Source organism: Hydrogenivirga sp. 128-5-R1-1 (genome assembly GCF_000171895.1).
Genome location: NZ_ABHJ01000005.1, coordinates 1 through 12,763, shown reverse-complemented (window position 1 = coordinate 12,763; position 12,763 = coordinate 1). Strand labels below are relative to the sequence as shown.

The window sequence follows — 12,763 nt, the reverse complement described above, 5'->3', positions numbered from 1 at the left end:
AATAGTATGTCCTTTTCAAATTCTCCCGGAGGTGAAGCGTTGGACTTACTTTCACGCATAGCCCAGAAGGTTCAGGAAGAGACAAAGGTTAGACTACACAGAAGGAACGTGGAGAGAGTTCTCTCGGCGGTTATGGTAAGCGGCGACTTCTGGAAGATAGTGGACCTCTCAGATCTGCCCGTCCCCGCAGCTTCAGGTATAGTTAAAGAGCTCATATCCGAGGGCTTGCTGTTCATAGACGACAAGGAGGACATACTCCTGACCCAGAAGGGCTATGATCTAATTGGGGAGCTCGGCATAGAGCCCTTTGTGGACTACTCCTGCCAAGCCTGTGAGGGAAGGGGCTATCCCTTCTACGCCGACAAGGAGCTCTACAGAACCTTCGTTGAGCTCGCCAAGGACAGACCCAAAGCCATAAGGGACTACGACCAGGGTTCTGTAACGCCAGAAACTACGGTCTCAAGGGTTCTCTTCATAGACTCAAGGGGAGACCTGAGGGGTAAGGACATAATAGTCATGGGTGCGGAGGACGACCTCACGGGGCTCGCAGTCGCCCTCACAAGGAAGGCTAACAGGGTGCTCGTGATAGACATAGACGATAGGCTGATAGAGTTTGACAACAGGATATTTAAGGAGCTTGGTATAGACAACGCGGAGGCTGTGGTCTGGGACTTGAGGAAGCCCTACGGAGAGGACATGCTCGGTCAGTTTGACGTCTTCATAACTGATCCTCCAGAGACCTTTGCCGCCTTCAGGGCATTCATAGGAAGGGGGATAGCCACCCTGAGGGACGAAGGTTGCGCAGGATACTTCGGACTAACCCTTAGAGACTCTTCCATATTCAGGTGGAAGGAGTTTCAGGAGACGTTGATAGGTGAGTACGGGACCGTCATAACGGACATAGTTCAGGACTTCAACCACTACATGAACTGGGAGTACCACCCCGAGACCAAGGCTGCCCAGATAGCCCCTGTTAGGAAGAACCCGACAGACATATGGTACAGGTCGGCGTGGTACAGGATAGAGACCTTGCCCGGCTTTAAGAGATGGAACGACCCCATATCGGACGATGTCTTCTACCTTGATGAGGAAGGTTCTACTACTTAGTATCGTCCTGCTCGCCGGGGGTGTATTCGGCAAGAGACAGCTGGAGTTTACGCCCCTGCCGGCGGAACCCTTCACCGACAACTACCCGGAGGAGTTCAGGGAGCTTATAGACATAAGGAGCGTTGAGAACGCAAGACCCGACATATGGCCTGTGGTCGGTATAATCACCTCGGATTACGGCTGGAGGAGGAGAGGGCGTGCGAAGGAGTTCCACTCCGGGGTTGATATAGGAGCTTTCTACGGCAGCAAGGTGGTCGCCACCGCCCCAGGTTACGTGCTCTTTGCAGGCTGGATAAGGGGATACGGCAAGACGGTGATCATCTATCACGGATACGGATACATAACCCTGTACGCCCACATGTCTTCGGTGGTGGTCAAACGGGGAGAGGAGGTCTCTAAGAACAGGGTTATAGGCTACGTGGGATCATCGGGCAGGACAACGGGACCACATCTTCACTACGAGGTTATAAAGTACGGGATACGTCAGAACCCTATCGCCTACCTGCCTTAGGCTAGCCCCCTCTGCTTGAGCTCGTCTTCGTATATCCTCTTGTAGAGGATGTTCCACTCGGGAGTTCCCTCAAGAATGTTCCTTGAGTACTGCCTTATCTTCTCCCTGACCCTGCGCTCTATCTCCTCCTCCTCCCTGACGGCTTCCCTGAGGATCTCGGCAACCCTCTTCCTTATCAGGGGAGGGTCTTCGTATATCTCAACCGTCTCGTCCTCCATTATTAGGTCCCTTATCATGTTGGCGACCTGGTTCATCCTCTCCCTGCGGTTCACGTTTATCTTCATCTCCTCGGCGAGCTTAGCCTTTACGGCTTTAAAGGCTGTCCTGTAATCAAGGTCTGTCTCCTCAAGGAGGTTCATCTTCTCCTTCAGGATCTCCTTCGTCTTCTCGTCAAGGAGCTTCTCCTCCTCCTCAGCCTTCTTGAAAACGGAGATAACCTTTCTCTTGAAGAGCTCAGGGTCTTCGGGTTCTATAATCTTCTCCCCCGTCAGTTCATCAACTATTCTATCTGCAATCCTTTCAACGAGCCTTTCAGGCAGCTTCATTCGGTCTATTATAGCACATCAGAGAAAACCCTCTAAAAGGCTCTCAACCTCTGGAGTGTAGCCACCTTCCTTGCTGTTTATGATTATAGCTCTGTCCACACTCAGGGGACCGGGTCGGTTCCTTACCGAAGAGACCGCACACAGCTTGCCACCCTTATCCTCGGTCGGATACATCACGCCCAGGTACCTCGGTGGCAGGTTGAACTTATCAAGGAGAAGGAAGAGCTCGTAGAGCCTGAATGCAGGTACGAGGACATTGAAGTACCCTCCGTCCCTGAGAAGGTAGGAAGCAGCCTCCACAAAGTCCTTCAACTCCGTATCATCTTCAAAGTGAAAGCCCCCGTCGCCGACACCGTAATCCCTCGGAAAGAAGGGGGGATTGGTTACGACAGCGTTGAACTCGCCCCTCCTGAACCGTTCCCGGTGCTCCCTTATGTCCACCTTAACGGGTTTCACGAGATCCCCGAGCTCGTTCTGTCTAACGTTCTCCTCCAAGAGGTGAAAGAGCTTATCATCTCTCTCCAGAGCGAAGACCTCACACCCGAACTTTCTGGCGATCACCAGGGATAGAAAGCCGAAGCCTGCCCCGAGCTCTGCAACCCTCGTATTCCTCTTTATTCCCTTTAGGCGAGAGAGGAAAACGACGAGGTCAACGGATACCCTGTGCTCCTCAGGCTGTATAAGGCGGAGCTTTCCCCGGAAGAAGGTGAACTCTTTACCTGACCCTTTCAACTACCTCAAGGAGGGCTTGAGCCTTCTCCTTTATCTTCTCCCACTCTTTAATGTCTTCCATCGTCTGGGCGGTAGCGAGCTTCTTCACCGCCTCCTCAAACTCCTGCTTAGCCTTACCAACGTCTATGTCACCCACCTCGTAGGCTTCCTCCGCAAGGATAAGAACCTTCTCGGGCGTTACGTCAACCACACCGTAGGTTACCGCCATACCCTCCTTCTCGTTCCCGTCAAAGTAAACGAGTCCCGGCTTGAGGAGGGTCATGAGGTACATGTGCTCCTGGAGAACGCCTATCTCTCCCTCCGCGGTGGGTATGTTCACGGAGTTTACCTCCCGTGAGAAGGATAGACCCTGAGGCGTGACTATCTCAACCCTTATCATGGCTGTAAAAGTATATCATAAATAGGGTATGAAACCCGTCCTTGTAGCCCTGCTGGTAGCGTTTCTGTCCTTTCTCCCCTTTCATATGTCAAACTCCCCGGAAGGGGGAAAGGTTGAGCTTATAAAGGTCTCTCCAGAAGAGTTCAACCCCAAGCCAGGCAGAGAGGGAGGAACTCTCTACTTCGTCCTGAGCGGTGATCCAAAGACCCTCAACCCAGCCCTCGCCCAGGAGACTACCTCAACAGCGGTCATAGGCGATGTGTTCAGCGGTTTGACGAGGCTGGACTTAAAAACAATGGAGGTTAAACCAGACCTCGCGAGGAGGTGGGAGGTATCGGAGGATGGGAGGGTATGGACCTTCTACCTCAGGGAGGACGTCAGGTGGAGCGACGGTACGCCCTTCACGGCAGACGACGTGGTCTTCACCTTCAACGAGGTTTACTACAACGACGACATCCCCTCCTCTACGAGAGACATACTCACCATAAAGGGCAGGAAGATAAAGGTCGAAAAGATAGACCGCTACGCGGTGAGGTTCACCCTCCCAGAGCCCTTTGCCCCCTTCCTGAACGCCCTCAGCGCCGAGATACTGCCCAGGCACAGACTTCAGAAACACGTGAGAGAGGGCAGCTTTAATACAGCCTGGAACGTAAACACACCCCTGGAGGAGATCGTCGGGACGGGTCCGTGGGTCATAAAGGAATACATAAAGGGACAGAGGGTAGTTTATGAGAGAAATCCCTACTACTACAGGAAGGATGAGAGGGAACGGAGGTTGCCCTACATCAAACGGAAGGTGGGCGTGATAATAGGCGATCCGGATACAGCCCTCCTCAAGTTCACTAACGGAGAGCTGGATTACATAGGTCTGAGACCCCAGGACATACAGCACATAGCCAGGACTGATAGGGAGAACATAAAGGTCTACGACCTTGGCTCCACACCCTCAACAACCTTCCTCGTGTTCAACCAGAACCCCAACGCCAAGGTGGCAAAGCACAAGCTCAAATGGTTCCAGAACAAAGTGTTCAGAACAGCCATATCCCACGCCATAGACAGGGAAGGAATATGCTACCTCGTTTACAACGGGCTTGCGAAACCTCTATATACGCCCATAACCGAGGCGAACAGACCTTACTACGATGAGAGGTACTACCCAACCTACGAGTACGACCTCAAGAGGGCGAGAGAACTGTTAGAAAGCATAGGCTTCAAGGACAGGGACGGGGACGGGATACTTGAAGACTCCGAGGGTCACGACCTCAAGTTCACCCTGATAACCAACGCGGGCAACAAGGAGAGGGAAACGATAGGGAACATAATCAAGGAAGACCTGAAGAAGATCGGGATTGAGGTTCACTTCCAGCCCATAGACTTCAACTCCCTCGTTGCAAGGCTCACCTCCCCACCTTACGAGTGGGAGGCTGTAATAATAGGGCTCACCGGCTCCTTAGACCCCCACTTCGGGAGAAACGTCTGGCACTCCTCTGGGACTCTGCACATGTGGAACCCGATACAGAAGAAACCGGCTACGGAGTGGGAGGCTGAGGTTGACAGGCTGATAGACCGCGGAGCGGTGGAGCTGAACTTCAAGAAGAGAGTGGAGATATACAAAAAGGCGTACAGGATAATAACTGAGCAGCAACCCATGATATTCATAGCAACGCCCAAGAGCCTGCTCGCAGCTTACGATAAGTTTGAGAACCTGTTCCCCACCGTCTGGGGCTGGTACGAGGAGGAGAGGCTCTTTTTCAAGAATTAAGCTGTGTTCTTGGTACTCCTCCTGTACCTCTCAACCTCGTGGAAGAACTTGTTAACAGCCCTCACTATCAGTCTCCTCGCTTCCCTCCTGCTCCTTATCCCAAAGTCCTCCATGAAGGTTCTAACGTCGCCCTCAAAGTACCTTCCGGCTATTATCTCCCTCAGAGGACTCTCAAGGGACTCTATTATGTTCTCTATGTCCACGGCGTATATAACCACGTTCTCAAAGTAGGCGTTCCTGTTAAGCTTCTTCTCTTCACTGGGTTTTACGAAAAGCTTTGCCTTGGGCTTTCTCGCACCGTTCTTACAGCTCTCGTATCTGTCCAGGATATCTCCTATCACCCAGACCTTATAATGATAAGGTCCTATAGCCCCCATGCACTACCTCCCAAGCTTCTAAATTTACAGGGCGGACTTGACCTTTTCAAGGTCTTCCACCTTCTCTATGTTGAACACCCTGACACCGGGAGACGTTTGCTGTATAAGCTTGGAAAGAACGTTCTTTGGTCCCACCTCTATGAAGGTGTCCACACCCTCGGCAACCATGTACTCAACGCTCTGATACCACCTCACCGAAGAGAACATCTGTCTGTAAAGGTTCTCCCTTATCTCGTGAGCCATGGTGTGTTCCCTCGCCGTGTAGTTCTGGACTACGGGTAGATTTACGTTCTTTATGGGCGTCTGGGCAAGCTTGAGACGAAAGGCATCAGCAGCGTCCTTCATGAGGGAACAGTGGGACGGAACAGATACCTTTAAGGGTATCACCCTTGCGCCCCTTGCCTTCGCGATCTCTCCCGCCTTCTCAACAGCCTGCCTCTCCCCGGATATAACGGTCTGCTGTGGAGAGTTGTAGTTTGCCGGCTCAACCACCCCGTAATCTCTGGCTTCCTCACATATCCTCTCCACCTCCGAAGGAGGTATCTTCAGTACAGCCACCATTGCACCCTTACCCTCGGGCACAGCCTCCTGCATATACTTTCCCCTCAGATAGGTCAGCCTGACAGCTTCAAAGAGCTCAATACCCTCAGCAACTAGAAGAGCCGTGTACTCTCCTAAGGAGTGTCCTGCCACGTAGTTTGGCTTGGGAAAGCCCATATCCTCCATCACCCTGTATACGGCGTAGGAGGCGACCAGTATGCCCGGCTGGGTGTACATAGTTCTGTTGAGCTTCTCCTCTGGACCCTTTAGGACGACCTCAACCAGGTCGGGAAGGGACATCCTGAGAGCCTGTTCAGCCTCGTGGAAGACATCCGCAGACTGGTGGAATTCCCTGTAAAAGTCGTAGGACATTCCTACATACTGAGACCCTTGACCCGGGAAAACGTAAGCTATCTTACCCATGGAGGATTATTCTATTGAAAAGAGAGCTCGGTTGTGCTGGTAATTTTACCTTGCATAGCTCCTTTGCCTTTCTTGACAAAAGGCTTAAAATAGGATAATCCTTCTAAAACGTCGTTTTAAGACCAGGAGGTAGGAAATGGCTAAAGGCACGGTCGCTTGGAAGATAATCAAAGAGCACCTCGTGAGCGGAAAGATGGAACCGGGAGAGGAGATAGCCATAAGGATAGACCAGACACTCACGCAGGACGCAACGGGAACTATGGCTTACCTTGAGCTTGAGGCTATGGGAGTTCCGAGGGTCAGGACAGACCTGTCGGTTAGCTACATAGACCACAACATGCTCCAGACAGACTTCAGAAACCCCGACGACCACAAGTACCTAATGAGCGTTGCCAAGCGCTTCGGTATCTGGTTATCAAAGCCCGGTAATGGGATATGCCACCAGGTTCACGTGGAGAGGTTTGCAAAGCCCGGAAAGACCCTCTTGGGTTCTGACTCCCACACACCCACCAGCGGTGGAGTGGGAATGATCGCCATAGGTGCGGGCGGATTGGACGTTGCCGCCGCAATGGCTGGAGAGCCCTTTTACCTCAAGATGCCCAAGATAGTGGGTGTGAAGCTCACGGGAAAGATGCCCGAGTGGGTTACCGCCAAGGACATAATCCTTGAACTTTTAAGGAGGCTCACGGTCAAAGGCGGTCTCGGGAAGATATTTGAGTACTTCGGAGAGGGTGTCAGAGAGCTATCTGTCCCCGAGAGGTCAACCATAACCAACATGGGTGCCGAGCTGGGAGCCACTACCTCCATATTCCCTTCGGACGACATAACGAGGGCTTATCTCAAAGCCCAAGGAAGGGAAGAGGACTGGGTAGAGCTCCTGCCCGATCCAGATGCGGAGTACGACGAGGTGGTTGAGATAAACCTCTCTGAGCTTGAGCCACTTATAGCCCAGCCTCACTCCCCCGACAACGTAGTGCCCGTTAGGGAAATAGAAGGCATAAAGGTGGATCAGGTGGTCATCGGTTCCTGCACCAACTCGTCTTTCGTGGATCTCACCAGAAGTGCAAAATTACTTGAAGGCAGGAAGGTTCACCCTGACGTTGTCTTTGCGGTCGCACCCGGATCAAAGCAGGCTCTTGAGCTTATAACGGAGAGCGGAGGATTGCTCAACTTCCTCAAAGCGGGAGCGAGGATACTTGAGAGCGCCTGTGGACCCTGTATAGGTATGGGCTACGCTCCCCCCAGCGGTGGAGTCTCCATAAGGAGCTTCAACAGGAACTTTGAGGGAAGGTCTGGAACACCCGATGCGAAGGTCTATCTTGCCTCTCCGGAGACCTGCGTTGCCTGTGCCATAGCGGGAGAGATAGTAGACCCCAGAAAGCTCGCAGAGAAAACGGGCGCCAAGTGGATAAAGGTTGAGATGCCCGAGAAGTTCCCCTACGGAGACGAGGCGTTCATAGAGCCGTTGCCACCGGAAGAGGTGGAGAAGGTAGAGATATACAGAGGACCCAACATAAAGCCCCTGCCACCCTTTGATGAGTTACCGGACAAGCTCGTCGCTGAAGTGTCTCTGATAGTGGGCGACAACATAACCACAGACCACATAATGCCCGCGGGTGCGAAGATACTGCCCCTCAGGTCAAACATCTACGCGATCTCTGAGTACGTCTATCACTACGTTGACCCCGAGTTCGTTCCCAGAATAAAGGCTATAAAGGAGAAAGGCAAAGCCGGAGTTATAGTAGGAGGAGAGAACTACGGACAGGGTTCCTCCAGAGAGCATGCCGCTCTCGCTCCGAGGTTCTTAGGTGTCAGGGTGGTGATAGCCAAGTCCTTTGCCCGTATCCACCACGCAAACCTTGTGAACTTCGGCATAGTTCCCCTGGAGTTCATAGATAAGGACGATTACGACAAGTTCACCCTCGGAGACGAGATAGAGATACCCGAGCTCGCCAATAGCCTGAGAGAAGGCAAAGATGTGGTAGTTATAAACAAGACAACGGGTGAAGAGATAAAGTGCAGATACAACCTGACGCCGTACCAGATAGAAGTCCTTCTCGGAGGCGGAAGGCTGAACTACATAAAGAGAAAGCAGGCTCAGGAGGTTAGAAGCTGAGGAGGTGGAAGCTATGGCTATGAGAAAGGTGGTATCAATAGTAGGGGCGGGAAACGTGGGAGAGCACGTGGCCAGTCTGATAGCAATAAAGGGATTTGCAGACGTAAGACTCTTTGACATACCCAGAAAGGTTGATGATAAGGTCTTTGAGCCCGTCAAGGGAAAGGCTCTTGATATGAAACAGATGGTCGCAGCCATGGACATAGATACCAAGATAGACGGTTTCACCGTGTCTCCCGAAGGAGATGGGTACGAGCCCATGGTTGATAGCGACATAGTGGTCATAACCGCAGGATTTCCGAGGCGACCGGGAATGTCAAGGGAAGACCTCCTGGAAGCCAACATCAGGATACTCTCCACGATAATATCCAGGGTTCGCCAGTACGCCCCAAACTCCATACTCATAGTGGTCACAAACCCAGTGGACATAATGACCTACGCTGCGGTAAAGCTCAGCGGTTTCCCCGCGAGCAGGGTCATAGGCATGGCGGGTGTTCTTGACTCTTCCAGGTTCAAGACCTTCATAGCGGAAGAGTTAAGGGTTTCCCCAAAGGACATACACGCCTACGTTATAGGGGGACACGGGGACGAGATGGTGCCCCTCATATCCATGTCCAACGTTGGAGGTATACCCCTCAAGGACTTAATACCGAGGGACAAGCTCAACGAGCTAATACAGAGAACGAGGTTCGGAGGTGGTGAGATAGTTGAACTGATGGGCACCTCAGCCTACTACGCGCCCGCTGCAGCTGTGGTGGACATGGTTGAGGCGTTGGTGACCAACAGCAGAAGGATACTCCCCTGCTCCGTTTACCTTGACGGGGAGGCGGGAGAGTACTACGGCGTGAGAGGGTTCTGCGTTGGCGTTCCCGTAAAGCTCGGAGCCAACGGGGTTGAAGACATAATAAAGGTGCCTATGATAGACGAAGAACGTCAGATGTGGGACAGGTCTGTGGAGTCTGTAAAGAAGAGCGTTGAGATAGCGGAGGTGATGCTCGGTGAGAAGAGTGCAAGCGCATGAGATAACGGAGGTTGTTAAGGAACTTACCATAAAGGCTAACTGTGAGATACCTGAAGAGACGGTAGCCCTTTTCAGGGAAGCCGTTGAGAGGGAAGAGTCTCCCCTCGGAAGAGAGGTGCTCCAGCAGATACTCCTGAATACGGAGATAGCTCTGAAGGAGAAAATGCCCTACTGTCAGGATACGGGCGTAACGGTTGTCTTCATAGAGATCGGTCAGGAGGTAGTTATAGAGGGCGGCGACCTTGAGTCTGCGGTGAACGAGGGTGTAAGACAGGCTACGAAGGAGGGTCTTCTAAGGGCTTCTATGGTCTGGGATCCCCTCTTTGAGAGGAAGAACACAGGTGACAACACACCGGCGATAATACACACAGAAGTGGTTCCTGGAGACAGAGTCAAGATAACTGTCGCTCCCAAAGGTGCTGGGTCAGAGAACACCTCAAGGCTCATGATGCTGAAGCCCGCGGACGGATGGGAAGGCGCAAAGAAGTTTATACTTGAAACTGTAAAGAACGCAGGACCGAACGCCTGTCCCCCGCTCACCGTTGGTGTGGGTATAGGCGGGAACTTTGAGTATTGTGCTTACCTAGCCAAGAAGGCTCTACTAAGACCTCACGGTGAGAGGCACTCCGACCCGCTAATAGCCAAGGTTGAGGAAGAGCTCATAGAGGACATAAACAAGCTCGGGCTGGGTCCCATGGGCTTCGGGGGTACGGTAACAGCCGTTGACGTTAAGGTGGAGATGTACCCCTGTCACATAGCTTCCCTTCCCGTTGCGGTGAATATCCAGTGTCACGCCTCAAGACACGCGGAGAAGGTGATTTGAAGTACATCTTAATACTGGCGATAATTGGACTCATAACCGTTCTCTTCCTGTCCGGGTTTGCCTTCAGGGTTATGAGGAGCGAGCTAAGCGGGAAGAAGAGGGGAGAATGGAAGTAGCAGCCCTTTCCCTGTACGCAGGTTCACTGTTTCTAATAGTTTCCGTTGTGGCTCCCGTGCTTTTGAGAACTAACAGGGACAAAGATACAGCAGGCAGGTTTTACGGTCGTATACTGTGGCGCTTTTACAAGATTGCTTTTTTCTTGCTGTTGGTGTATCTTATATTGGGCAATAAATGGTTGGGAATACTGCTTTTGTCAGGGCTTTCTCTGAACGTGGCAATTTCTATGTGGCTTAAAAGCTATAAGAAAACCTTAGGGAGTATTGACAACTACTCCTTTGACGCACCCGAAAGGGTCAGGTTCAGAAAGGTATCTTACCTATCAACCCTCGTATTGCTTTTAAACTTCTTCCTTTCAACGATAATACTTCTCAAGGAGGCTGGATGAGTAAAGTTCAGGATTACCGCGTTAACAGGCAGATAAGGGCACGGGAGGTCAGGCTCATAGACGACACAGGTCAGCAGGTCGGCATAGTTCCAACCCAGGAGGCTCTGAAGCTCGCTGAGGAGAAGGGGCTTGACCTCGTGGAGATAGCACCCCAGGCTAAGCCACCGGTGTGCAAGATAATGGACTACGGGAAGTTCAAGTACGAGCTGAAGAAGAAGGAGAGAGAAGCGAGGAAGAAACAGAAGGAACACCAGATAGAGGTCAAGGACATAAGGATGAAGGTAAGGATAGACGAGCACGACCTCAAAGTGAAGCTAAAGCACATGCGGGAGTTCCTGGAAGACGGCGACAAGGTCAGAGTAAGGATAAGGTTCAGGGGAAGGGAGAACATACATCCTGAGCTCGGGGAGAAGCTGTTCAAGAAGATAGTGGAAGAGCTCGGGGACGTCGGAGAGGTTGAGGTAAAACCAAAGAAGGAGGGACCATTCCTGCTCTTTACCTTAGCCCCAAAGAAGAAGAAATAGGTGTATAATATTGCGCTCGGAGGTCTGAGATGGCTAAGGTTAAGATGAAGACTAACAGGTCAGCTAAAAAGAGGTTCAAGGTTACAGCGACCGGAAAGATAAAGAGGTGGAAAGGCGGAGGTTCCCACTACAACACCAAGAAAGACCCCAAGAGGAAGAGGAGGCTAAGGAAGGCTACCTACGTCAAAGAGAACATGGAAAAGCACGTCAGAGACCTGCTCAGGATCTAATCAAGCACCTCCAGAAAGGAGGTGTGTATCGTCTTCCTTTTTCCCTTGAAGTCAACGAGGGCTCTATCGTCCTCAAGTTCAAGCACCTTACCGACACCGAAGACCCTGTGGTTTACCATAGCTCCCTTGGTGACCCTCTGGTTAGGCTTTAGCTCCACGCTGTATGAGACCTTACCATTTTTCTTCTTAAAGTGTTCCAGGTTCAAAAGGTTTTTGGGTATGTCCGAGAGAAAGCGGCTCGGCTTCCTACCCTTAGCCTTCGTATAGGACAGGTAGAGCTTCTCCTTGGCTCTCGTAACCGCAACGTAAAAGAGCCTTCTCTCCTCCTCAAGCTCCCCCTCGTCTTCAAGGGCAGACCTGTGAGGAAGTATCTCCTCTTCAAGCCTCGGAAGGAAAACTGCACCGAACTCAAGCCCCTTGGCGGCGTGAATTGTCATGATACTCACGGCGTTCTCCTCAACTCCCTCCGAGGACATCATGAAGGCTTCGTTCAGGAAGTCTTCAAGGGAGCTTCCCTCCTTCAGCTTCTCCTTGGCTGTTCTGAGGAACTCAAGGGCGTTCTCTGTCCTCTCCCTTGGATCTCCCTTGTGTTTCTTTAAAACCCTCTCAAGGAAGGGCGTTTCATCAAGGAGCCTCTCTATAACGTAAGGGTAGTTCTCCCTCTCCCTGCAGAGCTCGTCAAAGAAGGTAAGGAAGGATTCCAGCTTCGCGCTTCTGGTTGAAGAAAGCCTATCCGCAAGCCTACCGAGAGCCTCTATCCAGTTTCCCCGGAAGTCCTCCCTTGTAAGCTCCAGAGCTCTCTGTCCGAAACCTTCCAGGAAGTAGGTTATGACCCTCCTGAAGGCTGGCTCGTCTGCAGGGTTCTGAAGCAATCTCAAGAAGTAGAGTAGGTTCTTGACTTCAGGTCTCTCGTAAAACCTCAGGGTTCCCACAACCCTGTAGGGTATCCCCATCTTGAAGAAGGTGCTCTCAAAGACATCTGTAAGGTAGGACACCCTCATCAGAACAGCTATATCTCTGGGCTGGTGAGATTTAAGCAGTGTCCTCACCTCCTCAGCAACCCATATAGCTTCCTCCTGCTCGTTCTCAAACCTCCTGACCACAGGCTTATCCCCCTTGTCGTGGACGGGCACGAGGGTCGGTATGAGCTCCTTCCAGAGGGCTCTGC

At 51.9% G+C, this 12,763-nt stretch carries 15 protein-coding genes; 9 read left to right on the top strand and 6 right to left on the bottom strand.

All coding sequences use genetic code 11. From position 1 onward, the window contains the following. Nucleotides 1-6: 6 nt before the first annotated feature. Together HG1285_RS11650 and HG1285_RS17275 are read left to right on the top strand one after the other, a co-directional pair. Nucleotides 7-1,107, top strand: a complete 1,101-nt coding sequence (locus HG1285_RS11650; RefSeq protein WP_050777668.1) for a bis-aminopropyl spermidine synthase family protein — start codon at nucleotides 7-9, stop codon at nucleotides 1,105-1,107. Then, nucleotides 1,085-1,618: a M23 family metallopeptidase gene (locus tag HG1285_RS17275; protein WP_008286963.1), complete on the top strand. Its 534-nt coding sequence runs from the start codon at nucleotides 1,085-1,087 to the stop codon at nucleotides 1,616-1,618. The genes HG1285_RS11650 and HG1285_RS17275 overlap by 23 nt, the downstream gene beginning before the upstream one ends. On the opposite strand, the gene HG1285_RS11655 is transcribed toward HG1285_RS17275, so the two are convergent. Genes HG1285_RS11655 through atpC form a run of 3 tightly spaced genes read right to left on the bottom strand, consistent with a single transcriptional unit; the run spans nucleotide 1,615 to nucleotide 3,274 of the window. After that, complete coding sequence (locus tag HG1285_RS11655; RefSeq protein ID WP_008286962.1) at nucleotides 1,615-2,163, bottom strand: DUF507 family protein; 549 nt, start codon at nucleotides 2,161-2,163, stop codon at nucleotides 1,615-1,617. The two genes, HG1285_RS17275 and HG1285_RS11655, sit on opposite strands and share 4 nt — an antisense overlap. Before the next feature lie 18 nt (nucleotides 2,164-2,181). Beyond that, the gene (locus tag HG1285_RS11660; protein ID WP_008286961.1) at nucleotides 2,182-2,895 is read right to left on the bottom strand and encodes a methyltransferase; all 714 of its coding nucleotides are present in this window, start codon (nucleotides 2,893-2,895) and stop codon (nucleotides 2,182-2,184) included. After that, a complete protein-coding gene (gene atpC / locus HG1285_RS11665) occupies nucleotides 2,879-3,274 on the bottom strand; it encodes an ATP synthase F1 subunit epsilon (RefSeq protein ID WP_008286960.1) in 396 nt (131 codons plus the stop codon). The genes HG1285_RS11660 and atpC overlap by 17 nt, the downstream gene beginning before the upstream one ends. Nucleotides 3,275-3,302: 28 nt before the next feature. Here atpC and HG1285_RS11670 point away from each other — a divergent pair, with 28 nt between their 5' ends. Then, nucleotides 3,303-5,036: an ABC transporter substrate-binding protein gene (locus tag HG1285_RS11670; protein WP_008286959.1), complete on the top strand. Its 1,734-nt coding sequence runs from the start codon at nucleotides 3,303-3,305 to the stop codon at nucleotides 5,034-5,036. Here HG1285_RS11670 and HG1285_RS11675 read toward each other — a convergent pair. Both HG1285_RS11675 and fabD read right to left on the bottom strand, forming a co-directional pair. Continuing rightward, a complete protein-coding gene (locus HG1285_RS11675) occupies nucleotides 5,033-5,413 on the bottom strand; it encodes a hypothetical protein (RefSeq protein WP_008286958.1) in 381 nt (126 codons plus the stop codon). The genes HG1285_RS11670 and HG1285_RS11675 overlap by 4 nt on opposite strands. A gap of 24 nt (nucleotides 5,414-5,437) precedes the next feature. Beyond that, a complete protein-coding gene (gene fabD / locus HG1285_RS11680) occupies nucleotides 5,438-6,376 on the bottom strand; it encodes an ACP S-malonyltransferase (protein ID WP_008286957.1) in 939 nt (312 codons plus the stop codon). A 136-nt stretch (nucleotides 6,377-6,512) separates the two neighbouring features. Here fabD and HG1285_RS11685 point away from each other — a divergent pair, with 136 nt between their 5' ends. The 6 genes from HG1285_RS11685 (at nucleotide 6,513) to rpmI (ending at nucleotide 11,595) form a co-directional block, all read left to right on the top strand. Beyond that, the gene (locus tag HG1285_RS11685) at nucleotides 6,513-8,492 is read left to right on the top strand and encodes an aconitate hydratase (protein ID WP_008286956.1); all 1,980 of its coding nucleotides are present in this window, start codon (nucleotides 6,513-6,515) and stop codon (nucleotides 8,490-8,492) included. Nucleotides 8,493-8,505: 13 nt separating this feature from the next. After that, nucleotides 8,506-9,513, top strand: a complete 1,008-nt coding sequence (gene mdh, locus HG1285_RS11690) for a malate dehydrogenase (protein ID WP_008286955.1) — start codon at nucleotides 8,506-8,508, stop codon at nucleotides 9,511-9,513. Beyond that, complete coding sequence (locus HG1285_RS11695) at nucleotides 9,491-10,336, top strand: fumarate hydratase (protein ID WP_032496514.1); 846 nt, start codon at nucleotides 9,491-9,493, stop codon at nucleotides 10,334-10,336. Before mdh ends, HG1285_RS11695 begins: the two co-directional genes overlap by 23 nt. A 106-nt stretch (nucleotides 10,337-10,442) precedes the next feature. Then, on the top strand, nucleotides 10,443-10,841 hold the full coding sequence (locus HG1285_RS11700; RefSeq protein ID WP_008286952.1) for a hypothetical protein: 399 nt from the start codon (nucleotides 10,443-10,445) through the stop codon (nucleotides 10,839-10,841). Then, nucleotides 10,838-11,365, top strand: coding sequence for a translation initiation factor IF-3 (gene infC, locus HG1285_RS11705; RefSeq protein WP_008286951.1), 528 nt, complete (start codon nucleotides 10,838-10,840; stop codon nucleotides 11,363-11,365). Before HG1285_RS11700 ends, infC begins: the two co-directional genes overlap by 4 nt. Before the next feature lie 29 nt (nucleotides 11,366-11,394). Then, nucleotides 11,395-11,595, top strand: a complete 201-nt coding sequence (gene rpmI, locus HG1285_RS11710) for a 50S ribosomal protein L35 (protein WP_008286950.1) — start codon at nucleotides 11,395-11,397, stop codon at nucleotides 11,593-11,595. On the opposite strand, the gene HG1285_RS11715 is transcribed toward rpmI, so the two are convergent. Then, a partial coding sequence (locus HG1285_RS11715; RefSeq protein ID WP_008286949.1) for an ATP-dependent helicase occupies nucleotides 11,592-12,763 on the bottom strand: 1,172 nt, incomplete at its 5' end. The two genes, rpmI and HG1285_RS11715, sit on opposite strands and share 4 nt — an antisense overlap.